Annotated in this window: 13 protein-coding genes; 10 read left to right on the top strand and 3 right to left on the bottom strand. The window is 74.5% G+C overall.

Features of this window, described 5'->3' with window-relative positions:
* The first annotated feature begins 83 nt into the window (after positions 1-83).
* The gene (gene eccD, locus GA0070616_RS11410) at positions 84-1,472 is read left to right on the top strand and encodes a type VII secretion integral membrane protein EccD (protein ID WP_091080632.1); all 1,389 of its coding nucleotides are present in this window, start codon (positions 84-86) and stop codon (positions 1,470-1,472) included.
* A 6-nt stretch (positions 1,473-1,478) separates the two neighbouring features.
* Here eccD and GA0070616_RS11405 read toward each other — a convergent pair whose 3' ends face one another.
* Entirely contained in the window at positions 1,479-2,234 is a 756-nt protein-coding gene (locus GA0070616_RS11405) for an SUKH-3 domain-containing protein (protein WP_091080629.1), read from the bottom strand.
* 123 nt (positions 2,235-2,357) lie between these two features.
* On the opposite strand from GA0070616_RS11405, the gene eccB reads away from it, so the two are divergent.
* From eccB to GA0070616_RS11390, 3 genes are all read left to right on the top strand, one after another.
* Positions 2,358-3,782, top strand: a complete 1,425-nt coding sequence (gene eccB, locus GA0070616_RS11400) for a type VII secretion protein EccB (RefSeq protein WP_091090498.1) — start codon at positions 2,358-2,360, stop codon at positions 3,780-3,782.
* A 160-nt stretch (positions 3,783-3,942) separates the two neighbouring features.
* Entirely contained in the window at positions 3,943-4,272 is a 330-nt protein-coding gene (locus GA0070616_RS11395; RefSeq protein ID WP_091080626.1) for a WXG100 family type VII secretion target, read from the top strand.
* 19 nt (positions 4,273-4,291) lie between these two features.
* Entirely contained in the window at positions 4,292-4,579 is a 288-nt protein-coding gene (locus GA0070616_RS11390; RefSeq protein ID WP_091080623.1) for a WXG100 family type VII secretion target, read from the top strand.
* A gap of 176 nt (positions 4,580-4,755) precedes the next feature.
* On the opposite strand, the gene mycP is transcribed toward GA0070616_RS11390, so the two are convergent.
* Positions 4,756-6,054, bottom strand: coding sequence for a type VII secretion-associated serine protease mycosin (gene mycP, locus GA0070616_RS11385; protein ID WP_091080620.1), 1,299 nt, complete (start codon positions 6,052-6,054; stop codon positions 4,756-4,758).
* A gap of 149 nt (positions 6,055-6,203) precedes the next feature.
* On the opposite strand from mycP, the gene GA0070616_RS11380 reads away from it, so the two are divergent.
* From GA0070616_RS11380 to GA0070616_RS11360, 6 genes are read left to right on the top strand one after another with little or no spacing between them, the layout of a single operon-like run.
* The gene (locus tag GA0070616_RS11380) at positions 6,204-6,596 is read left to right on the top strand and encodes a YbaB/EbfC family nucleoid-associated protein (RefSeq protein ID WP_091090494.1); all 393 of its coding nucleotides are present in this window, start codon (positions 6,204-6,206) and stop codon (positions 6,594-6,596) included.
* Positions 6,593-6,931, top strand: coding sequence for a hypothetical protein (locus tag GA0070616_RS11375; RefSeq protein ID WP_091080616.1), 339 nt, complete (start codon positions 6,593-6,595; stop codon positions 6,929-6,931). The genes GA0070616_RS11380 and GA0070616_RS11375 overlap by 4 nt, the downstream gene beginning before the upstream one ends.
* A 45-nt stretch (positions 6,932-6,976) precedes the next feature.
* Positions 6,977-21,952 carry a toxin glutamine deamidase domain-containing protein gene (locus GA0070616_RS11370; protein WP_091080613.1) on the top strand — a complete coding sequence of 4,992 codons (14,976 nt, stop codon included), beginning with the start codon at positions 6,977-6,979 and terminating at the stop codon, positions 21,950-21,952.
* A 32-nt stretch (positions 21,953-21,984) separates the two neighbouring features.
* The gene (locus GA0070616_RS28715; RefSeq protein ID WP_245712727.1) at positions 21,985-22,827 is read left to right on the top strand and encodes a DUF6406 domain-containing protein; all 843 of its coding nucleotides are present in this window, start codon (positions 21,985-21,987) and stop codon (positions 22,825-22,827) included.
* Positions 22,824-23,456: a hypothetical protein gene (locus GA0070616_RS28710; RefSeq protein ID WP_245712726.1), complete on the top strand. Its 633-nt coding sequence runs from the start codon at positions 22,824-22,826 to the stop codon at positions 23,454-23,456. Before GA0070616_RS28715 ends, GA0070616_RS28710 begins: the two co-directional genes overlap by 4 nt.
* Positions 23,457-23,476: 20 nt before the next feature.
* A complete protein-coding gene (locus GA0070616_RS11360) occupies positions 23,477-24,106 on the top strand; it encodes a hypothetical protein (RefSeq protein WP_091080609.1) in 630 nt (209 codons plus the stop codon).
* 48 nt (positions 24,107-24,154) lie between these two features.
* Here GA0070616_RS11360 and GA0070616_RS11355 read toward each other — a convergent pair whose 3' ends face one another.
* Positions 24,155-24,676 carry a hypothetical protein gene (locus GA0070616_RS11355; protein WP_091080606.1) on the bottom strand — a complete coding sequence of 174 codons (522 nt, stop codon included), beginning with the start codon at positions 24,674-24,676 and terminating at the stop codon, positions 24,155-24,157.
* Positions 24,677-24,767: the final 91 nt, after the last annotated feature.

Raw genomic sequence — 24,767 nt, 5'->3', positions numbered from 1 at the left:
CGCCATCGGCACATGGTAGGTAGCCTCTGGGCGTCATGACAGCCGCGGGCCGCCGGCCCGCTCCGCGGACCGAGGGGTCGTCAGTGGTCACCCAGGCCGGAACCGGACTCGCGCGCATCGCCGTGGTCACCCCCCAGCGCCGTCTCGACCTCGCCCTGCCCGAGCACCTGCCGATCGTGGCGTTGCTCCCCGCGGTGCTGCGGCAGGCCGACGAGGAGCCGTCGGACGGCACCGCGCACGGCGGCTGGTCGTTGCGGCGCACCGACGGCGGCACCGTCGACCTGAACCGCACGCTGGCCGCGCAGAACGTCCGCGACGGCGAGACGCTGCACCTCGTGCCACGCCGCACCGAGTGGCCCGAACTGGCGTACGACGACCTGATGGAGGCCGTGGCGGACGGCGCCCGGCGGCGCGGCGTCGCCTGGACGCCCTCCGCCACCCGGCTGACCGGGCTGATCGTGGCCGGGCTGCTGCTGCTCCTCGGCCTCGTGGTCGTCCTGCTGTCGGAGTCGCCGGGTCTGCTCGGCGGCGCGACCGCGCTCGGCATGGCCGGCGTGCTGCTGGTCACCGGCATCCTGCTGTCCCGCGCCATGTCCGACTCCCTGGCCGGGGCGGTGGTGGCCGCCGCCGGCCTGCCCTACGCGTTCGTCGGCGGTGTGCTGGTCATCGGCACCGGGGAGTCCGTGTGGTCGTCGGGTGCGCCGCACGTGCTGCTCGGCTCTGCCGTGCTGCTCCTGGCCGGCCTCCTCGGCTTCCTGGGGGTCGGTGACGCGACCCGCGTGTTCGTGGCGGCGGTCTTCGCCGGGTTCTGGGGCATGGTCGGCGGGCTGCTGGCCCTCGGCAGCCTCGACGCGGCGCAGGGCACCGCCGTCGTGGTGACCGTGCTGACCCTGCTGCTGCCGGCGATGCCGCTGCTCGCCGTACGCCTGGGCAAGATGCCCATGCCCGCGCTGCCGCGTACCGCCGACGACCTGCTGCGCGACGAGCCGCAGCCGCGTCGCGAGGTCGTCTACCAGGCGACCGCGCGGGCCGACGAGGTGCTCACCGGCATGATCTTCGGGGCGGCGCTGGTCACCGTCGGCTGCCTGACCGTGCTGACGTCGACCGGTTCGGTGTCCGCGCTGCTGCTCACCGGTGTGGTGGCGCTGGGTCACCTGCTGCGCGCCCGGCTGGTGTCGACCGTCCGGCACCGGGTGCCGCTGCTCGCCGTCGGCCTGATCGGGCTGGGCCTGCTGCCCCTGGTCGGTGCCGCCGACGCGGGCACCGCCGCCCGGGTGCTGACGGTGCTCCCGGTCGCGCTGGTGGCTGCCGGGCTCTGCGTCGGCGCCGGTCTCGCCTACAGCAGGCGGGCCCCGTCGCCACGACTGGCCCGCCTCGGCGACCTGCTCGACATCCTGCTCCAGCTCGCCGTGGTGCCGGTGGCGTGCAGCGTGCTCGGCCTGTACGCCTTCATGCGGGCGATCAACGGCTGACCTCGCTCACCACTCCAGGTCGTCGGCCTCGGGCAGTCGCCCCCCGCGGACCAGGTTGACCAGCGCGGTGTCGATGTCGGGCCCGAGGTAGAAGTCGTCGGCCCAGTGCAGCATGAACACCCGCCCGTCGGCGTCCACGACGATCTCGGCGGGACCGTCCTCGTTGTTGCCGATCGGGAAGACCGGGTTGTCGTGCTCCTCGGCGAAGACGCGGGCGGCCTCCGTGGTGACGCCACCCTGGGTCGGGTGGAGGTGGCTGGTGAAGCCCCCGCCCAGGTTGACGCCTCCGGTCGAGTCGTCGTAGAGCCCGAACTGCGGCAGGCGCAGCCCGCCGAACTCGTCGAGCGCGGCGCGGGCGGTGGGCGGGCAGTCGAGCCCGTCGAGTTCGGCCGCGAAGCGGGACAACCAGTGGTCGACGGCGGCCCGGACGTCCCGGCCGGGATACCAGCCGGCCTGTTCGAGAACCTGCCGTACGTCGTCGGGGAACCGACCCTCGGCGGCGCGGTGCGCGGCGTACCGGGCGGCGATGTCGGGTGCGGACAGTGACGGCCACTGCGACACCTCGCCGGTCCGTCTGTCGACGACGAGGGTGGGCGACCCGGTCGAGGCAGGTGGCCGGGTCGGGTCGGTGGGCTGCGGTTCGGTTCGGGAGGCCACCCAGCCGAGGTCGAACTCGTACAGCTCGACGTCGGGCGTCCCGCCGGGCCGGCCGGCGGCGGCCCAGTCACGTGCGCGGGCCAGCGCCTCGTCACGACTGATCATCGAAACTCCCTCGGCTGCCGTCGTCGGGTCGGGTGCCGGCACCAGGACCGTGGCCGCGGTGCCTATGGTAGGCACCGCGGTCCGACGTCCGGGGCCGTGCCGGCGTACGCCAGGGAGGGTGCCATGCCGTCGCGGCGGGACCAGGTCCAGTCGTACCAGTTCTTCGTCCAACGGATGACCTCCGCGCTGGTGGCGCGGGAGCCCGACCCGGAGGCGGCACCGTTCCGCTGGCTCGGCGGGGCCGGCTTCGCCAGCGTCATGGTGGCGGTGCTCTGCCTGGCCGCCGTCGGCGTGTACGGGCTGCTCCGCCCCGGCGGTGCCACGAAGTGGAAGCAGGGCGGCGCGGTCATCCTGGAGAAGGAGACGGGCACCCGGTACCTCTACCGGGACGGTCGGCTGCACCCGGTGGTGAACTACTCGTCGGCGCTGCTGGCGATGGGGTCGTCGGTACCCACCGTCTCCGTGTCCCGCAACTCGCTGGTCGGCACGCCGCGCGGCCCCCGGATCGGCATTCCGGACGCCCCGGACGCGCTACCGGATCCGCGTCGGATCCTGTCCGGCCCGTGGACGCTGTGCACGCAGCCGGCCCGCGACCAGACCGGCGGAACCGTCGCCACCACCGTGCTGACCGTGGGCCGCGCCCCGTCCGGCGGGCGCGAGGCCGGCGACGAGGCGCTGCTGGTGCGGGACACCAAGACCCGGCGGCTGCATCTGGTGTGGCGGGACCACCGATACGAGATCCGCAACGACCGGATCGTGCTGGAGGGCCTGACCATGACCGCCGAGCCGGTGGTGGAGGTGGGCGGGGCGTGGCTGAACGCGCTGCCCGCCGGTGAACCCATCGCCACCCGCAGGGTCACCGGCCGGGGGCTGCCGTCCAGCGCGCTGGACGACGCCCGGGTCGGCCAGGTGTTCGTGGTGACCAGCCAGGGCGGTAGTCGGCAGTTCTACCTCACCGAACGGGACCGGCTGGTGCCGCTGACCCCGGTGCAGGCCGACGTGCTGCTGGCCGACCCGGAGACCCGGCAGGCGTACCCCGGAGGGGAGCCCCGCCCGGTCGAGCTGGACGCCGGCACGGCCGCGACCGCCCCCAAGGCGCCGGTGCCGCCCGACGGCCGGCACCGGGCGCCGCAGCAACGTCCCGACATCGCCCGGCTGACCGGCGACCAGCCGGCGGTGTGCGCCGCCTACGAACCCGGCCAGAACGAGCCCACGTTGCTGCTGGACGCGGACGTCCAGCCGGTCCGGGGGTTGGTGCGCACCGGCGGGCAGACCGGCGACGGCATCCCGCTGGCCGACCGGGTGGTCATCGAGCCCGGGTTCGGCGTCCTGGTCGCCGCGATCCCCTCGCCGGACCTGGACACCGGCACCCTGCACCTGGTCACCGACCTGGGCTACCGCTATCCGCTGGCGTCCGAGGACGTGCCGGCGATGCTCGGGTACGGCAAGGTGCGGCCGGTGCGGCTGCCGGCGAGCCTGGTGGTGCGGCTGCCCGCGGGGCCCGCGCTCGACCCGGTGACGGCCAAGAGTGCCCTCGACACACAGTGACGCGGGAGGCACAGTGGATGGTGGCGGCACGGGGTGACCGTCCGGTCTAGCGCCGGTTGGACACGACCCGTTACCGTGCGAACGACAGTTCGGCGCACGGGTCGACTGACCACTGCCCCCAGCCTAGTGGGGCGACGATCGAGGACGGGGGTGACTCCACATGTCGATGCGTACCGACACCGGCTTGATGGTGAAGACCGAGGGTGACGTCGATGCCGTCGCCGACCGGCTCACCAGCAACCTCAACTCGCTGATGGACCAGCTCACGCCGCTGTACGACCAGTGGAAGGGCGCCGGTGCGGGTTCCTTCCAGCAGGTTCGGGAGCGGTTCGACCAGGACATGGCCCGGCTCAACGTGGCCCTGCGCGCCATTGCCGAGGCCGTCGGATCCGCCGGTAAGGACTACGACGTCAGCGACGACGAGATCCGGTCCGAGATGGACAGCGCGGGCGCGACCGCCGGTCAGATCACTGCGGCACTGAAGCTCTGACGGGGGAGGACAGACCGACATGGAGATTCGCTACAACTTCGCCGCGCTGAACGCGGCCGCGGACAGCTGCGGTGGCGCTTCGCGTAACCTGACCGGCGAGCTGGAAGGGCTCAAGAGCGGCATCGCTCCGCTGCTCGCGACCTGGGACGGTGACGCCCGGGAGGCGTACTTCCGGCGCCAGAGCGACTGGGAGTCGGCCGCCAACGACCTGCGGGACCTGCTCGGCCGGATCGAGAAGGCGCTGCGCGAGTCGGCGATCAAGATGCAGGCCAGGGAGGCCGCCAACCGGGCGAAGTTCGGCGACTGACCCCACCCGTACCGCATGATGGCCCGGCCTGTGCCGGGCCATCGTCGTGTCCGGGCCCGCCCACCCGCCGTGTTCGCGCCATCGTTGTGTCCAGGAATATCGGAATGCGCAGGCGGGCGACTCCATGATCGAACCGTCGGGGCGCGGGGTGGGAGTGGGAGAGGGGGCAGCGGGGGTCAGGCCCGCGGCATGGACGACGGCACCCGGAAGAACACTTCCTCCGGCTCGTCGATCTCGGGCCGGGGCGGAGGTGCCGCCGCCGGTCGGGCGGGCCGCCAGCGCAGCCGCCGGCCCCTGGGCAGGAGAGCCGCCACGGCCCCCACCGCGAGTGCCACCGTGGCGAACGCCAGACCGACCCAGAGCGCCACCCGGCCGGCGAGTTCCCACCGTGCGGCGCGTGCCTCAGCCGCCGGATCGCGTGGTAGATCCGGCAGAGGCGGCTGCGCGACCGGAGCCGCGGTGGTCAGCCGCTCCGTCACCGCCCGGTACGGATTGAGCACACCCTGCCCGTATCCCTGCGCCACGTCACCCCGGGCCGGGTCGGCGGTCGCGACCAACCGCCGGGCCACCTCGGCGGCGGGCAGGTCCGGTTCGGCGGCGCGGATCAACGCGGCCGTCGCGCTGACCATCGGCGTCGCGAAGCTCGTCCCGGTCCAGACGGCGTGCCCGCGCACCCGGGTGGCCGCGACCACGGCACCACCCGGCGCGACGATGTCGACATACGACCCGACCTGCGACTTCGCGACTCGGGTGCCGGTTTCGTCGATGGCACCGACCCCGATGACCCCGTCGTAGGCGGCGGGGTAGGGCAGCGGGTCGGGGCGGCTGCCGTCCTGGTGCAGGTTGCCGGCGGCGGCGACCAGCACGACGTCCCTGCCCAGCGCGTAGCGGACCGCCTCGGCCACCTCGTCGTTCGGCCGGTACAGCGTGATCGACATGTTCACGACGTCGGCACCCTCGTCGACGGCACGCCGGATGGCGGTGGCGAGCACGGCTGCGGGAACAGTCTCGCCGTCGCCGTCGCCGTCGGTGGAGGTGCGTTCGCTGATCCGGATCGGCACGACGGTGGCGTTCGGCGCGAGCCCGTGGAAGCCGACACCCTCCTGCCGACGGGCGGCGATGATGCTGGCGACGGCCGTGCCGTGCGAGACACAGTCGACGTCGCCGCCGGCCGTTCCGCGCAGCGCGTCGTGACCGCCGGTGACCCGGCCCGCCAACTGGGGATGGCTGCTGTCGCTCCCGGAGTCGATCACGGCCACCCGGACGCCCTCGCCGGTGCTGAACGGCCAGACCCGCGCAGGCGCGAGCCAGCGTTGGTGCCACGGGATCTCGGTGATGGTCTGGCCGGGCTCACTGGGACTCTGGCATTGCGCCGGGGCGGCGGTGGCCGGGGGGCCGGTCACGACAACCGCCAGCCCTGTCGCCAGCACCGCCGTGACCAGGGCCGTCGCCGACGTACGCAGGCGCGCCACCATCGGCCCCTCCCTCCCTCACCGCGATGCCGGTGCATCGTAGCGATCCCGTGGGCGCACCGAGCACCCCCGATGTCGCTCCGATTCAGTATCGTCGAGCCGTCACACCCGCCGAGAGCGTGCGGAACGTGGCCGGGCACGGGGAGGACGCCATGGACACCAAGGGCCTGCGCGCCCGCGCCGACGAACTGATGGCCCAGTTCGAGCGGATGCGCTCCGGCGTGGGTGAGCTCCAGCAGCGGCTCCGGTCCGTGAGCGCCACGGTCACCTCGGACGACGGCCTGGTCACCGTCACCGTCGGGCCACGCGGTCAGGTGACCAAGGTGGAGTTCGACCCGCGCATCTACCGCCGGCCCAACTCCAGGGAGCTCTCCGCCACCGTCACCGAGACGATCCGTCGTGCGACCGAGAAGGCGATGGGCGACGTCGAGGAGTTGCTCCGGCCGTTCGTGCCGGACAGCCAGTTCCAGGCGTACATGGACCACGACCTGGACGGCATCTTCCGCCAACTCGACAGTGAACTGCCCGGGGAGGACAAGCGATGAGCGACCTCAACGACACCTTCGTGCAGCCTGACGCCGCGCTGGACGGCGCCGACGACCTCAGCGCCGCAGGTGCCACCCTGGCCAGCAGGTGGCGTCGCCTCGCCGCGACCATCACCACCATCAACGGGGGCAGCCCCTGGGGCACCGACGAGCCGGGTCGGGAGTTCAACAAGAACTACCTGGACGGGGAGAAGCCGGCGGAGGCGGTGCTCAACCTGGGCAACCAGGTCGTGCCGGTGGTCGAACAGATGGGCCCGGCCGTCAGGGGGGCCGTGGAGGGCACGGTGGACACGGACGAGATGACCAAGATGCTGTTCGGCAGCGAGGACAGGTAACCCTCGTCCTTCGTCCCGTCCCTTCCGGACAGAGGAGCACTTCGGGTGGGCATCCCCAATCCCAGAAACTCGCTCGGCGAGTACGCGTGGGTCTGGGATGCCATCTGCTGGGTCAGCGCTGGCGAGGGATGGCCCTCCGGCGACGAGGACAGCATGCGGGAGCTCGCCGACGCCTGGCGGGAGATGGCGGACCTGCTCAGCGAGACCCTCGCCGAGGCCGACCCCGCGGTGATGAAGATCCTCCAGGCGTGGGGCGGTGGGGCCGGTGAGGCGTTCGGCGCGCTGTGGAACCAGATCGGCGTCGACCCGAACACCGGCCTGCCGCTGGTGCAGGAGGTGGCCGCCGCCTACGCCGGTGGCTGCGACGCCGCCGCACTGGAGATCGAGTACGCCAAGCTGACGGTTCTCATCGCGGTCATGATCACGGTGATCGCGGTCTTCGTGGCGCTGCTCATGGCCTGGCTCGGCGGCGTCTCGGCGGGTGCCATCCCCGGCATCCTGGCCGCCGGCCGACAGGCGGTCACCGTGGCCATGCGCCGGCTGATCGCGCAGATGGGCCGGCAACTGCTCACCCGGGCCGGGATGCGCGCGGCGCTGCGCATGGCCGGCACGAAGGTCGGGCAGATCGTGACCAGTCAGGGCTTCCGCCAGGGCATGAGCCGCCTGGGCCGGGAACTCGTCGAGGAGATCGGCGAGGAACTGATCATCGACGTGGGCGCGCAGGCCTACCAGATGAACAGCGGCGAGCGTACGCGGTGGGACACCAGCCGGACGGTGACGGCCGGCCTCGGCGGCGCCTACGGTGCCGTGCTCGGCACCGGCCTGAGCGCGGCGGCCCGGCGCGTGGCACCCCGGATGCCGGTGTCGTTCAGCCCGTCCGGCCTGACCTTCCCGGGCAGCGGCGTGGTCCGGTGGGGCAGCAACAGCCTCGCGGCCGGCATGCAGAACGCAGTCGTCTCCCCGGCGGCGAGCGTCCTGGCCAACGGCACCATGACGGGGCAGTGGGCGATGCCCGGCGCGGACGCCTTCCTCGGCGGCTTCACCAGCGGCGCGGGCCGCAGCGGCCTGACCGCGGCGGGCAGCGCGACCGGCTCCGGGCTCGCGTCGCTGACCAACCGGGCGCTCGGCGCGCCGGGCATCTCGGTCGGTCCCGGAGCCGGGCCGGGTGCCCCGGGCGTCGGCCCCGGTCAGGGTGTCGGCGGCGCGAACGGCAGCGGTTCGCCGGGCGGTGGGACGGCGGGGAACGGTTCGGCGGGCGGAGGTTCGGCGGGGAACGGTTCGGCGGGCGGTGGGACGGCGGGCGGCTCCGCAGGCGGTGGTTCGGCGGGCGGTGGTTCGACGGCTGGTGGCGGGACGTCGGGGTCCGGTTCCTCGTCGGGTTCTGGGTCGACCTCCGGTAGCGGCAGTGGAACCGGATCGGGCAGCGGGTCGACGACCGGCTCCGACACCGGCGCGGCGGGCACCTCGGGTTCGGGAACCGACACCGGTCAGACCTCGGCCCCGGACACGGGTTCCGGATCGATCAGTCTCGCGCCTCCGACGGCAGAGGCCCCGGCCCCGACGGCTGACACCGCCACAGCCGACACCGCGCCTTCGACGGCCGACGCCGTCCCGGCTGGCAACGCACCGACCGACGCGACGACCCAGGCAGGTGTCACGGCACCCGCCGACGCCGGTACGCCGCAGGGTGTCGTGACGCCCACGGGCGATACGGGGCAGGCAGCACCGCCCACGGGAGCCGCCGACGCTGGTCAGTCCACCAGCTCGCCGGTCACCTCCGACCAGCCGACGACCGCGTCCGAGGCGGGGCCGTCCACCGGCGACACGACCGTCACCGGTCCCGGCGACCCGGCCGGCAGCGGTCCGGCTGAGGCCGCCCAGGCTGGTCCCGTCGACGCGGCTACTGCGGACAGCGACACGGTCGCCTCCGGGGGCGCGACGGCAGCCGACCCCACGTCCGTGTCCGTCGACCCGACCCGCCTGGAGACCGTCGGTGCCCGGTCCGGCGAGGCCGCCGTGCCCGGCCCGACCCTCGGGGACGGCAGGGGGCAGGACCGGGCGGCCGGCCCCGCAGCGGATGCCCCGCCGGGCGCTGGTCCCGCTGCCCCCGCGTCGACTCCCACGACGCCGTCCAGCGCCGACACCGATTCCTTGGCGGCGGACGGCTCACCGGCGTTCCTGCCCGGCCCTCCGGCGACGGCGGTGCCGAACCAGTTCGGCGCAGTGCCGGCAGGTCCCGCGACCGCCACCCCGGCAGGTCCCGCGACCGCGACCCCGGGGAACCCCGCGACCGCCGTGCCGACGGCCGCCGGTCCGCCGGCCACCCCCGCGACGCCCACGCCGACGACCGCACCGGCACCGGGCACGACCGCCCAGCCGGGCACGACCACCAGCCATCCCGGTACCTCGACCAACCCCAACCCCGGCGCCGGCACCCAGGCTCCCTCGAATCGAACCGCCCCGACGCCGGGGGTCAACCCCTCCGCGGTGAACTCCGCCGGCTCGATCTCGCTCACCCCCGCTGCGGGCCCCTCGACAGCCCAGCCCGCTGCGGACGGGAGGCAGCCGACCGGGGACCAGACGAGCCGGTCGGACACCGGCCCGGACGCGGCCCCCGTACGCCCGGATGGTCAGGTGCCGCAGCAGCCGGTCCCGGCGGGTGTGCCAACGGAGACGGCCGGCGTCAGGCCGGCTGACGTCGCCCCCGACGCGACCCCGGCCGGCACCCCGCCTGCTCCTGCGGACGCCCCGACGGATCTGGGCACCTCCGGCACCCCGCAGGCCGACACCGACGCGGTGCCGGCCCCCCGCTCGCCGGTCGACGGACCGGTCGTCGTGCCGGTGCCGGCCAGCACCGGGACGACGCCAACCAACTCGGGCGCCGCCGCCCCCACCCCGGGCGCTGTCGATCCGTCCACGCTGACCCGCTCGACCGGGCCCACGGGCCGGGGCACCCACAGTTGGCACCTCGACACGACCACCGCCCCCGGCGATCCGGCCGGCCCGGACGCGGAACAGGCGATGATCGAGGCTTCCCGGACGCTGGCGGAGACCGTCCGGCAGGCCGTCAAGGCCACCACTGTTTCCAGGGGCAAGCAGCCGGGCACGGCCGGCGCGTTGCTGATGCCTGACGGCGACATCACGACGCACACCAGCATGACGCCGGACAAGGGCACCACACCGCGGACCGATCCCGTCGTGCACCGCGTGGCGAAGGAAGCCCTTGCGAGAACCGAGGCGGCGCTGAAGGAAGCGGAAGTCAACCCGGGCGGTGGCCACGGCAAGTGCGCGGAGGTGGCCCTCGTCTCCGACCAGCTCTACCGCCTGGAACAGCAGTGGCGGGTGCAGGGCGAGCCGGGAACCTTCGAGCAGTTCGCCCTGGCGGCTTTCCAGAACTCGAAGATCACCACCCACCAGATCGCCACCGCCAGGTCGGGTGACGTCACGTACGAGCTGGGGCACTACCGGCCACCGTGCCGCTCGTGCGCCCACTTCCTGCCCCAGTTCGGCATCGAGCCGGTCGTGGACACCGACCGGACCGTCGAGGCGTACCAACCCCCCGTGCCGGGCGTCGTCGGCAACGGCCAGCCACTGAGCGACACCCGCCCGTACGGGCAGCCCCAGGGGGTGGTGCCACCGAGCCAGGCCGACCAGCAGGCGTTGCAGGACGCCGTACCCCGGGATCCGGCAACCGGCCGTCCCCTGGTCCATCCCGACCCGCGCGTCGGGGCGTGGGCCGGACTCGTCAACGACGGTGGACCCACCGTGCAGGGCAGGAGCAACAACTGCGCCGACGTCGGGCTGTCGTTCCTGTCCACCTGGTTCGGCCGGCCGGAGGTCGCCGCCCCCGTCGCGGATCCGTCGCTGCCCGAGTTCGACAGCACCGACCGCCAGGAGCGGGCGGTCCAGTCCGAATACCGCCACCGGGGTACGGGCACCACCGGGCTGGACGCCGTCGCGGAGGCTCTCCGGCAGGCCGGGCCGGGTGCCGCCGCGATCATCATCACCAGTTGGGCGGGTGAGAACGGCCGCGCACACACCTGGAACGCCGTCAACCACAACGGCACCATCGTCTGGGTGGACGGGCAGAACCGGCTCGTCTCCGACGTGCCCGTGCACAGCGACCGGGTGGCCGAGGTGTGGTCCATCGTCCTGGACGCCGCCGGTGATCCGGTCGTCCCGGCGACCGTGCCGGCCGACACCGGGACGACCTCGCAGCAGACTGTGCCGTTGCCCCCCGCCTCCACCGCGCCCGTCGACCAGGACGCGACGAACCCCGACCACCGGGACGGGGCGGCGACGCGCCTGCCGGGCCCGCCCGGCTTCGATCCCGCCGCCCCGAGAAGGCCCGATGCCGCTGGCGTTCCCGTACCACCTGATGTGCCGCCCCGACAGTCCGGATCGGCCCGGCAACCTGATCGCGCTGGCCCCCGTCCCGGAGTCGACCCGGGCGGTGATCTGGGACCGGGACGCCCGGGCGTGGATGTTTCGGCCGTACGTGGCGACGGCGGTCCTCTACACCGACCCGGACCGTCACCTGACCAGGGCGGTCGACCGGGCGACGGCGGAGCGGGAGTCGACGGCGTTCGCGACGGTGCCGCTGCCGACGGAGGACGAGTTGACGGAGATCTGCCGCCGGGCGAACTGAGCGCGGATCCCACGGACACCGATGGGGCCTTCGACGACTCCGCCGACGGCGACGGCCGGTTGCCGGACGTGCGGGGGTGGCCGTTGCCGGACACCCGGAGGATCGGCCCGGGTGAACTGGCCCCGCTGGAGGACATCGCATACCAGCAGGACGTCGAGGCGAGCCTGCGGACGGCCGACGGCTACGCCTACCTGGCGGATCCGTCGACCCATCCGTACGGGCGGTTGATCAACGATGGTGGTCCGGACCGGCAGGGTCGGAGCAACAACTGTCTGGACTGTTCGCTGGCGGCGTTGTCCAGCTTCTACGGGGATCCGCAGGTGTCCCTGCCCCGCTGGCCCGACCGACTGCCCGACGGCTCGATCGACCGGGTGACCGGCGAGCAGGGTGGTATCGGTCGGGCCGCCGCCTGGATCGGTGGCGAGTGGACGGGCGGACCCGCCGGTCTGCCCGGTGAGCCGGCGGCCCGCGCCGCCGCCGTCGCCGATCGGTACGCCGACCTGTACCGCCAGGTGGCCGAGGCCGGTCCAGGCTCGTCCGCCCTGCTGGTGGCGGAGTGGTTGGCCGTCGACGAGGACACCGGGGACCCGGTGTTCGACCCGGAGTCGGGCGACGTGGTCAGCGACGGTGCCCACGCGTTCGTGATCGTCTTCCCGCCCGACGCGGACCAGCCGGTCTGGTGGGATCCGCAGCGGGGCGTGGCCACCTCGGAGCCACCGACGCCCTACGTGCGGCTCACGCACTCGCTGTGGGCGATGATGATGAGCACCGGAGGTGCAGACCATGACCAGGGACGAGGCGCTGGCGCTGATCACACGACTGGTGCGGACCCGAAATCCGATCGGTCTTCGGGAGTTCGAGTTCGGCTGGCTGGCCAGGGAGAAGCTCTCGGCGCAGGAACGGGCCTCGGGGATGCACGTGGGCCAGGGGAGCTACATCATCGACCAGACGGGAGTGGTCACGGTCCACTCCAGCCTGCCACCGACCCTGATCATCGAGGAGTACAGCCAGGCCCGCCGGGAGGGCCGGATCAAGGGTCACCAGGTGTGGCCGACGGTGGATCCCACGGACTGACCGACCCTGTCCCGTTCACCTCCGCCGCTGCCAGTTACGGGATGCCCGAGACCCGCAATCTCGGACCGGGTGAGTTGGCTCCGTTGGAGGACGGCGCATACCAGCAGGACGTCGAGGCGAGTTTGCGGACTCCCGAGGGGTACGCGTACCTGGCGGATCCGTCGACCCATCCGTACGGGCGGTTGATCAACGACGGCGGGCCGGGGCAGCAGGGTCGGAGCAACAACTGTCTGGACTGTTCGCTGGCCGCCCTGTCCAGCTTCTACGGGGACCCGCAGGTGTCCCTGCCCCGCTGGCCCGACGTGCGGGCGGACGGGACGGTCGAGACCGAGGTCGGCGAGCAGGGCGGCCTGGACCGGGCTCGGGCCTGGATCGACGGTGACTGGGCGGGCGGCCGGGCGGGGCTGCCGTCGAACCCCGACGAGCACGCCGCCGCCGTCGCCGACCAGTACGCCCAGCTGCACCGGGCCGTCCTCGACGGCGGCCCCGGGTCGGCTGCGCTCGTGGTGGCCGAGTGGCTCGCGGTCGACGACGCCACCGGCGAGCTGGTCCTCGACGCGGACGGCGGCGTCACGGTGGGCGGTGCGCACGCGTTCGTCCTCGTGTACCCGGTGGGCGCCGACGGACCGGTCTGGTGGGATCCGCAGCACGGCACCACCTCCGTGGAGATGCCGGCCGCGTACGTGGAGGGGACGTACGCGCTGTGGTCGATGATGGTGCCGACGGGAGGGGGGACGCATGACGGAGGACGAGGCACGGGCACTGATCACCCGACTGCTCGGGACGCGCAACCCGGTCCGGCTGGGGGAGTTCGAGTACGGCTGGGTGGCGAGGGAGGAACTCTCGGAACAGGAGCGGGCCGCGGGGATGCACGTGGGCCAGGGCAGCTTCATCATCGACCGGACGGGGATCGTGACGGCGCACTCCAGCCTGCCGCCGCGACTGATCCTGCGGCAGTACGTGGAGGCCCGGCAACAGGGCCGCTTCACGGGCCGGCAGGTGTGGCCCCGGGTGGAACCGACAGTCTGACCGCCGCCCCGATCACGGCCAGTGCGGTGCCGGGGACGGACTTCCACGGGCAGGGCCGCCGGACGGCCGAGCCGGACGCGGTGCTGGCGGCGGCGCAGGCGGCGATGCCGTCGGTGGCCCCGCTCGCGGGGGTGCGGTCGGTGGTTGCCGCGCCGGACGGCAGCTACCGGGTGACGCGCGCCGACGGCACCGGCTTCGACCTGCGGGTCGACAGCGGGCCCGTCGCCGACGGCGCGGTCGCGAGCAGCGTCTTCGACTCCGACGGTACGGCGGTCGTCACCGTCTCCGACCGCGCGGCCGACCGGGTCGTGGAACGGGCCCTGGCCCACGAGGTGGCCGAGTTGGCCGCCCTGGGGCAGCCGACCACCGGGGCCGCCGCAGTGGTCGCGCCGCTGTCGCCCGCCGACGTGGCCGAACTCGTCACCGCCGGGCACCAGGCGCGCACCGCCGACCGCTGGTCCCGGGCGGCGGCGCGCCGGGAGTTGGCGGCGGTCGTCGACCGGCTCGGCCTGCGCGCCGGGATGCTGGGCGCCGAGCAGCGGGCCGCCGCCCTCCCGGCTGAGGTTCGGGAAGTGCTTGCCGACGCGTCGAGTGGCCGCTCCGCACGGTCCGTCGACCGTGCGCGGCTGCGCGCCGACCGCCGGGCCGCCGAGGCCGGCCGCCCCACCGGGCTGCCCCGCATGCGGACGTACCTGGTCACCCACTTCACCGTGAACTCGATGCTCGCCGCGCTGGCGGTGAAGCTGACCCTCGACTTCGGCGGGCGGCCCGAGCTCGCCCTCATGCTGGGCGCCGGAGGGCTCGCGGGTGCCGTCGCGACAGGTCCCGCCAAGTGGCTGGCGAAGCGGGCGGGTCTCGCCGCGGAGGACCGTCGCGCCAGACACGACGCCCGTCAGGACGCCCGCGTCGCCGCGGAGGCGGACGCCGACACGGGGACCGCCCTGGCGGCACCGGCCGCCGAGGCGACCGCCGCCGCCCGGGAGGCCGGCGACGCGGTCACCGGCCTCGGTGACCGGATCGCCGCCGTACAGGAGCAGCTCAGCAGCCAGGAACGCCGGCACCGGCTGATGGGCCGGCCCCACCGCTTCCCCCCGACCGGCGACCCGTCACCGGCGGCACCCGTCCCGGGGACGCCCACGACACCCGCCCGCCCCGGACCGGCCGGCCTGACCCCGCACGAGCAGGGCCGCCTGGCGGAGCTGCGCAGCCTCGCCGCCCGGCACGGGTCGGCCGCGCCGTGGGCCCGGCCCCGGGCCGGCCGGGAGATCCGCGCGCTGTTGGACGCCCTCGGGCTGCGTCAGGGCACGCCCGGCGCCGAGCAGCGGCGGGACCTGCTCCCCGCCGACGTACGGTCGGTCGCGGACCGGTTCGGCGATTCGCGTACGGCGGCCGTGCGGGACCGGCTGCGGGTGGTGGCCGACCGGCGGCCAGCCGAGGGTGAGCGGCCCGGCAAGGTCGCCCCGTGGTGGATGTCGGTGGCGGAGAACGCACCGCACCTGTTGACAGCCGGCACCATCGCCGCCGTCGGGGACCTGCTGAACGAGCTGCGGCTCGGCTGGTTCGGCATCGCGGGCGCGCTGGCCACCGCCGCCACCGGCATGGCCGTCGACCCGGTGATCGCCCGGCGGGAGGCCGCAGCCAAGGACGCCCGTGACGCGTGGGACGTCGCCAACCCGGCCATACCGGCGGACGCCCTGCTCGCGCAGGCCGCCGCCGCCGTCGGCGACCCGGTCGCCGCCGTGTCCGACCGGGCCGCCGAGGCGACCCGACGCACCGCCGACCTGGAACAGCGGGTCGCCGACCTGGACCGGCGGCTCGCCGAGTCGCGGCGGCGCACCGGCCTGACGGAATCGTTCCGCCGGTTGATCTTCGGTGACCCCGTCTGGGCCGGCCTGCCCGCGAGCGGTGGCAACCCGTCCACCTCGACCGCCACCACCCCGACCGCCTCGACGGGGACGGGCGCGGGGGCCGACCCGGCCACGCCGACGCCGGCCCGGCGCGGCGACCCCCGCGACACCGCCGCCCTGCAACGGCTCGGCGCGCTCGCCGCGCGGCACGCGACGGCCGGTCCGCTGGCCCGCCCGGCGCTGGCCCGCCAGGTGCGGGCGCTGGTCGACCAACTGGGCCTGCTTGCCGACACCCCCGGCGCGGCCCAGCGTCGGGAACTGCTGCCGGCGGACCTGCGCCCGGTGGTCGAGCGGTTCGGGCAGCCGGGCCCTCCCGCCAGGGTGGGGCGGTTCCTCTCCCGCCCGCCGGCCGACGCCACGGACAGCTCCGAGCGCCCTGGCAATGTGCCGGGCGTGGGGGTGTACGCGGTGGAGCAGGTGCCGGGGCCCCTGGTGCAGGCGGGCGCGACGGTCGCGGTGGCCCGGGCCGTGCAGGTCGCCGCAGGCGTCGGCCCGATGAACATGCTGGCGGGCGGACTGGCTGGCCCGCTGCGTGACCTGCTGCTCAAGCGTCTGGAAAGCCGTGTCAAGGACGATCGGCGGGCCTGGGACCTGGCCCGTCCGAACCCCGCCACCGCACCCACCGCGCGGGTGGACGCCCTCGCCGACCCGGCCGTCGCGGCGGTCACCGACGCCGCGCGGCAACTCGACGCGGTCGCGGGACGGCTCGACGGCCTCCACGCGACCATCGACCGGCTGGCCGACCCGCAGGCGGCAACCCGGGCCCCGGGGCCCGTGAACCCGGCGTCGCCGATCCCCGCCTCCACCGGTCCGGGTTCGGCGCGTCCCGCGACGGACCCGTCGACTGCCGCCACGGCACCCGCCGCCAGTACCCCGCAGCCACCGAGCCGCGCCGACTCGTGGGAGCTGCAGACCGCCGCGCACCACGTGCGTACGGCCGACCCGGTGGCCCTGCCGTCGGCGTTGCGGGAGCTGCACGCGGTGATCGACCGGCTGGGCCTGCGCGACGGCATGCTCGGCGCGGCCGACCGGGTCGCCCAGTTGCCGCCCGAGGCGCGGCAGGTCGTCACCGAGTACGGCGGCGACCGTGCGGGCCGGGCCCGGCAGCTCCACACGCTGCGGGCCGAACGCCGGGCCGCCGACGGCACCCGCCCACCCGGCCTTCCGCGACTGCGCACCTATCTCCTGTCCAGTCTGCTGACCGGAGGGACGGCCGGCGCCGCCGCCACCGCCGCGGCGATCGCCGTCGCGAGCCCGCTGGCCCCCGTCATCCCGGTCGCCGCGCTGGTCGCCGCGCCCGTCGTCGGGGTGGCCAAGTGGCACGCCAAGCGTGCCGGCCTGGCGGTGGACGACCGGCGTACCCGGTTCGACGCCCGCAGCGACGCCCGTGCCGCCGCCGACCAGGTCGACCAGGTGGTCGACCGGCTGGCGGGGCCGGTGGCGGACCTGGAACGGGCCGCCGACCGGCTGGCGCGTGGCCTCGACGCCGCCGGGACCGCGACTGACGGGCTCGCCGACCGGCTCGCGGACGCCCACCGCCGCACCGGCCTGCTCTCCCGCCTGCTCGGCTCGGACCGGCCGGGACGGGCGGATCCCACCCCGGCCGGCCCGGACCCGACTTCGGCCGGCCCGGACCCGGAACCGGACACCGGCCGGATCACCGCCGCGGCGGTGCCCCACTCCGGCTTCCACGGGTTGGGCCGGCCGGACGCTGACCCGTCGGCCGTGCAGGACGTCGCGCGGGCCGCGCTGCCGCAGGTCGCCCCGTACGCGGGCGTCGACGCGGTCGTGGCCGTCGGCCCGGACCTGTTCGAGGTGCGGACCGCCGGTCTGCTCCCGCTACGGGTGCAGCTCACCACGGGGCCGCTGACCGACGGGGTGGTCGCCCAGTCGACCCGCAACCCGGACGGGTCCTTCACCGTCACCGTGTCCGACCGGGCGGTGGACGCCGTCGTGGCCCGTGCGCTGGCGCACGAGATCGCCGAACTGGCGGCCCTGCACGAGGCCGGCCAGGCGCTGGTCGGCACCCTCGACCCGGGCAACGTGGGCGGGCTCGTCGATCCGGCCGGGCTGACCGCTCACGACCGGGGACGGATGGCCGAGATCCGCCTCCTCGCCGACGAGTACGCGACCGCCGACGCGGCGACCCGCGTCGCTGTCCGGGCGGAGATCGACGCCCTCGCCGACCACCTGGGGCTGCGGGTCGGCGACCCGGACGCGCGGGCCCGGTGGGCCGTCCTGCCCCGGGACGTGCTGAACCACCTGATGCGGTTGAGCGTGCCGGTGGTCACGCCGGAGACGGTGTCCCGGGTGCTCGCCGGCGGCCCGGACCTGACGGAGGTCCAACGCTTCCGGATGTACGACTACCGGGCCCGCCTGGCACCGGACCTCCAGGTCCCCGGTCGGGCCGAACTGGACGCCCGGCTGCGGGAACTGGCCGCCCGGGCCGAGGACGCCCAGGCGAGCATGCCCCGGATGCCGGCTTTCGCCGGCCAGGTCATCGGGCTGCCCGCCGACCGGTTGGCCCGCATCCGCGAGGTCGACCCGGCGCTGGCCGACCGGCTCGCCGCCGAGGGCGTCTACGTCGACCTGACCGGGCGGTACGACCTTCGGCCGTACCTGGCCCCCGGCCACCCGGAGATCGACCTCGGTGCGGCCCGCCCCGAGTTCGACCTGACCACCGAGGCGGGTCGGCAGGCCCACCTGTTCGAGGACCGCCACCGCGCGCGGGCGGCGCTGCGCGCCGTGCGGGGCGCGGACCAGGCGGCGGCTCTGCTCGTCGACCACGACCTCCACTACCAGGGCGACGGCCGCTGGATGGGGCTCGCACCCGACGTGCTGACCGAGGCACTGCGCGGCTTCACCCCGGACCCCACGCCGTCGGCCACCCCGGAGACCGTGCCGACGCAGCCGAGCCCCGGCGAGACCCGGGTGGTCGCCGACCGGGTCACCCTGCCCGCCGCCGGGCCCGGCACCCCCCGGATCGGCTACGGGCAACCGCTCGACGCGGACACCGGGCAGCCGCCGCCGCTGTTCGACGGGCCGCCGAAACCCGGGGACGTGCAGCAGGGCATGCTCGGCGACTGCGGCATGATCGCCGTGATCAGGGCCGTCGCCGGGCAGCTACCCGACACCGTCAGCGGGATGTTCCAGCCCAATCCCGACGGCACCGTGGACGTGCTGCTGCACGAGACCACCCTGCCCGGCCGTACGGTCACGCCGACCGGCCGGCAACTGCGGGTCACCGTCCACCCGGACGTGCCGTTGCACCCGAACTCGGGCGGACGCAGCGCCTACGCCGACCAGTCGACCGTGGGAGTGGCCTGGGCGTCGCTGCTGGAGAAGGCGGTCGCCGCGCTCGACCGCACCTGGTCGCCGCAGCGCCACGACCAGTGGCAGCGCCAGTGGAGCCAGCGCCCCGACACGCCCGCCGGGCAGGCCGCCCCGATGGGCTACGCCCGGCTGAACGCGGGCAGTTCCCGGCTGGTCCAGGCGGAGTTGCTCAGCCAGCTCACCGGGTTGCCCACGGCGGTCAGCGACATCGACCCCACCCCCGGCCGGGAGGCCGCGGTCGCGGCTCACCTGGCGGAACTGCTCGCCGCCGGCAGTCCCGTGATCACCGGCACCCGCCCCGCGTCCGGATACGCCGGCAAGCCCGGGTACGGGTTGGTTCCCGGGCACGCGTACGTGGTCGAGTCGGTCCGCGACGGCGAGGTCCAGCTCCGCAACCCGTGGAACTCCAACCACCCCGCCCCGATGCCGGTCGCTGACTTCGTCGCGCTGACCAACTCGACGTACGCCCATGTCGAGCTGGCGCGCACCGCGCTGCCGGAACTTCCCGGCGCGGGCCTGAGCGACGCCGGCCGACCCGCCGCCGACCCGACCGCGGTGCTCGACGCCGCCCGCGCCGCACTGCCCACCCTGGCCGAGGCAGTCGGGGCGGACGGGATCTTCCGCGTAACGGCGGACACGGTCGAGGTGCGGGTCGCCGGCCGCGAACCGCTGCGGGTGACGGTGGCCGCCGGCCCCCTCGCCGCCGGAACGGTGGCGGGCACGGTCCGCAACCTGGACGGCACGTTCACCCTCACCCTGTCGGACCGGGCGGCGGACACCGTCGTGGACCGCGCGCTCGCCCACGAGGTGGCTGAGCTGGTCGCCCGGCACGCCGACGGCGACGCCCGCGTCGGGCTGTTCGACGCGCAGACGGACGGTCCGATCGACCCGGCCGGCCTGTCCGCCCGCGACCGGGGCCGGCTTGCCGAGCTGCGGATGCTCGCCAGGAGGTACGCCGACGCCGACCCGGCCGATCGGCTTGCCGTGCGGGCCGAGATCGACGCCCTGGCCGACCACCTCGGGCTGCGGTCGGGCATCCCCGACGCGCACGCCCGGTGGGCGGTGCTGCCCGCCGACGCCGCCGCCCACCTGATGCGACTGAGCACGCCGCGGCTGACTCCCGAGGCGCTCGACCAGGTGTTGCGCGGTGGCCCCGACCAGCACCTGGTCGACCGGTTCCGCCAGATCGACCACCGCGGCCGGCTGGCCCCTGACCTGCGGACGCTCACCCAGGCGGAGGTGGACACGCGGCTGCGCGAGCTGGCCGTCGAGGGCGAACAGGCTCAGACCGGCCTGCCCCGGATGCCCGCGTGTGCCGGCCAGGTGGTCGCCCTGCCTCCGGCCCTGCAGGACTGGCTGCGCCAGGTTGACCCGCAGCTCGCCGACCGGGTCGCCGCGCAGGGCGTGTACGTGGACCTGACGGGCCGGTTCGACCTGCGGCCGTACACGCTCGACGGCGCGCCCGAGATCTCCGTGGACGCCTCCCAGCCGGCGTACGACCTGAGAACCGAGCATGGCCGGCAGGCCCTGCTGGCCGAGGACCGGGCACGCGCGGTCACCACCCTGCGCACCCGTTACGGCGCCAACCCGGCCGCGATGGCGGTGCTGACCACCCACGACTTCCACTACCTGGCCGACGCGCGGGTGATGGCCCTGGTGCCGGACGCGCTGACCCGGGCGCTGCACGCCATGGTGCCGGGTGCGCCACCGCTGGACGTGGAGGTCACCTCGACCGTCACCGACGGGCAGATCGCCGTGGTGGCCGACCGCGTCACCCTGCCCGACACCGACCCGAAACGGCGAATCGAGTACGGGCAGCCGTTGGTCGCGGAAACTGGGCAGCCCGCCCCGGTTCTCGACGGGGTGCCCCGGCGTGAGCAGGTCCAGCAGGGCAGCCTCGGCGACTGTGGCATGCTCGCGACCATGGGGGCGGTGGCCGCCCACCGACCGGACCTGATCGCCCGGCTGTTCCACCCCAACCCGGACGGCACGGTCGACGTGCTGCTGCACGAGAGCACCCCTGCCGGCGACACGACGCGGCCGACGGGACGACGCCTGCGGGTCACGGTCCACCCCGACGTACCCGTACACGCGGGCAGCACCTGGACCGCCTATGCCGACCAGACTGCTCAGGGTGTCGCCTGGGTTTCGTTGCTGGAGAAGGCGGTCGCCGCGATCGACCGGACCTGGACGGGCCAGCGACACGAGCAGTGGCAGCGCCAGTGGGCCGGTTGGCACAGCCCGTCCGACCCGCATCGGGCCGCCCCGCTGGGTTACGCCCGGCTCGGAGTGGGCAGCACCCCGGACATGCAGGCCGAACTGCTCACCCAGTTGACCGGCCTGCCCAGTCGGACGACCTGGTTCGACACCACCGTCGACGCACAACAGGCACAGGCCCGCCTGACAGCCCTGCTGGCCGCCGGCAGTCCCGTCATCACGGCGACCCGCGCCCAGGACCAGTATCCGGCGCATCTGCGGACCAAGCTGCCGTACGACCTTGTGACGGGCCACGCCTACGAGGTGGTGGCGGTGCGGAACGGGGAGGTGCTGCTGCACAACCCGTGGGGATCCCAGCACCCGCCCGCGATCCCGGTGCAGGAGTTCCTCGCCCTGACGAGTGGTTCCTACGCCCACCTCGACCTGCCGCCGACACCGCCTCCGGTGCCGGATGCCCACAGCGTGCCGCCGGTGCCGCCGTTGCCACCTGGGCCGCCAGCCCCGCCGTCGCCCGACCGGCGCGGACCGGAGACGGATCGTCCCCAGCACACCCTCGGCCGCACCGACCTCGATGAGGAGCGCTCGACCGTCGGCTACCTGGCCCTGCTGGCCACCGACGGTACGGTGGTTGGCCTGGCCGTGGTGGAGACCTCCACGCGGGGCCAGCGGTCGGCGCGGTGGACGGTTGACGGGGCGGTGCCGACCGGGGGTTCGCTACCGGTCGACCGGCCGGAGGCGGAGCGGATCGCCCGCGAGGTGCTCGGCTTCGCGTTGCCCGGCGAACCTGCGCTGCGCGACATGCTGGACGGTTGACCGTGTCGAGGAGAGAGCGGGGAGAAGAGCCGGTGCGCTCGTTCACGCACATCACATCCATTCCGAACAACGCCACGGCCACCGTCGGGCCGGTCCGGTTCGGTGTCCGCTGGGTCGACGGTGGGCCGCCGGTGCGCGCCGAGATCATCGTCATGCCGTTCCGGGAAACCGGGTCCCTCAGCTACGAGGTCGCTCTCGGGGAGACCTTTCCCGTCGGTGAGGAGACGTGGCGCTTCGCGGACCTCGACATGAAGAACGCCGACCAGTGGGAGGTCACGGTCCGGCGGGTCGACGAGAACGAGGAGATGACGCCCCCCACGGGGCGGGTCTGGAAGTCCGCCCGGCTGCGCCCCTACGGCCAGCTCGACGAGGCGCAGCTCACCGCCGTCGAGCAGGAGATCGGCCTGCGGCTGCCGCCGGAGTACCGGGACTGGTTGCGCCGCACCAACGGCGCGCAGCCCGAGGTGGAGCACCACGTCCCCGGCCTGCCCTTCATGCTGATGCCGGAGCGCCCGCTGCTGGGCGTGCACCCGCAGTACCCACACGTCGACCTGGCGCACGCGCAGCGCGTCCACCGGGATGCCTGGCTGTCTCCCGCCTGGCTGGTCGTGGCGAACGCTTCGGGTGGGCTGCTCGTGGTCGCGGCCAGGGAGCCCCACGACGAGAGCGTCCACTTCCTGCCGGAGAGCGGCATGCGGGGGGCGTTCGGTGCCGGGGGCACAGCCGAGCGGGAACGACACCTGCGGCCGGTGGCCCGGTCGTTCGGCTACTTCCTCGGCCGCCTCACCCCATTCGACGCCGGTGATCTTCCGCCAGCGCGACTCGTCTTTCCCGGCGACCCCGGGCACTCCCGTCACGAGGAGCAGCCACGATGAGCACGACACCCACCACCGGGGCGCTACTTCTGCCGATCGGCGAGTTCTTCGGCACCTTCCATCCGGTCGCGGGATCGACGGAGCGATACCACCGGGTTCGGCTCGGACCCGAGGTGTGGGAGCTGGACGACCAACGCTTCACCCTGTGGGCCCTCGCCCACGGCTCCACCGACCGACCGGCCGACGCGCCGTGGACCGCCCACGCCGCTTGCGCGGCAGCCGCAGCGCAGCTGCCCGGCGTCGATGCGGGGTCGCTGCTTCAGGGACTGCTGACCGAGGGACTCGCCGTCGAGGTGGCCGACGACGACGCTGTCGAGTTCGCCCGCCGGCACCGGCTCGGCACCCGGATGCTCGGCCTCGGCAACAGCGCCGACGAGCCGTGGTTGTGGTCGATCGGGTTCTACGACCATCCGTTCGTCACCGTCACCCGCACCGTCTACGACCTGTGGGAGCGAGGGCCGTCGGGCGAGTCGCTGTGGACGATGTGCCAGTCGCTCGCGGAGGAGGAACGGCAGGCCGGCGGCACCGATGCCGACCTGGTGGACTCGCAGCGACTGCTCGCCGCCTTCCTCCGGGCCGCCCACCCGTTGCTCGCGGCGAGCGTCGTCTACCTGGAGCCGAAGCCGTGACCGAGACGAGGAACCCGACGATGAGCGCACCGCTGATCCTGCCGGTGGGCCGCTACACCGGCGAGTTCCACCCGTCGGTGGGCGCGCCCGCCCGGTACCACTCTCTGAGCGTCGGTCGGCTGTCCGTGACGGTGGAGGATCCCCAGGCGTTCGCGGTCTGGGCCGCCGCGCATCGGCCCGTCGACCTGCCGGACCAGCCGTGGACGCGGGCGGCCGTGGTCGACGCCGCCCGTGGGCTCGGCGTGGCCGCCCCGGACCGGATCGTCGCGGAGTTCCTGGCGGACGGCCTGCTGGTGGAGGTCATTCCCGACACCGACGACGCGGTCGACTTCGCCCGTGCCCACCGGGTGCTGCCGCTCATGGTGTCGCTGGGCAACACCCCGGACGACCCGCTGCGGTACGGCATCGGCCTCTTCGGCACGGAGCCGGTGCTGCGGGTGCCGGCGCTCGTGCACGACGTCTGGCAGTGGGGAAGTACCGGCGACGACCTGTGGCAGGTGTGCCTGGCCTACGCCGACGCGGGGGCACGGGCGGAGGTCGCGGACGCCCGCGAGCACGACCCCCGATTCGTGCTGGGTGAGGTTCTGACCGCCCTGCCGATGCTCCTCGGCGTCGACGCGGCCTGCCTGGACGAGGCGCGCCGGTCCTGACGGTCGGCCGGGCCGCCGTCCCACCGACCGGGGTCGCGAGGGGCGCCCTCAGGCGGGCCGGGGCAGCATCTCCGCGTACGCCGCACGGACGGCCGCCAGCCGGTCGCGGCGGAACCGGCCCGGCTCCCGCAGCTGGACGTCCCGTCCCCGGTCGGTGAAGGCGTGGACGGGGACGGCGTCCTCGCCGTGGGGAATGAACTTCATGACCTCGTCGAGCGCCGCGATGGCCCGGAGCAGGTCGGGTTCCGCCTGCTGCACGGGAGCGGTGACCGACCTGGCGTACGCCTCGGCCACCGTCAGCCACTCGCCCGGGTCGATTAGCTGGGAGGGCGCGTCGCCGCCGTACCGCATGCCCTGGGGGCCGGCGACCGGTTCGGCCGGCAGCCGGAACGTGAACTCCCGGTGCTGCCCGCAGCCATCGCACTCGCCGCTGTACCTGCTGGCCAGGTCGCCGTCGTCGAGCGCGACGACCGCGCTCCGCCGGGCGAACCGGGCCTGCCCGCATCGGCAGGGTCGCAGGTCCATGTAGAGGTGTGCCTCAGCGATCGAGCGGCTGGGGGGCAGGATCATGCGGACACCGTACCGATTCCGCGCTTTCCGGGGCGGGCCCGAAACGGCCGGAGCGGGCGTGGAACCGCCCGGGTGGCGCGGCGGTGCGGAC

It is taken from the genome of Micromonospora nigra (assembly GCF_900091585.1).
GTDB classification, from domain to species: Bacteria; Actinomycetota; Actinomycetes; order Mycobacteriales; family Micromonosporaceae; genus Micromonospora; species Micromonospora nigra.
Note: the sequence above shows the minus strand (reverse complement) of the source record. Positions and strands in the feature narration are given on the sequence as shown.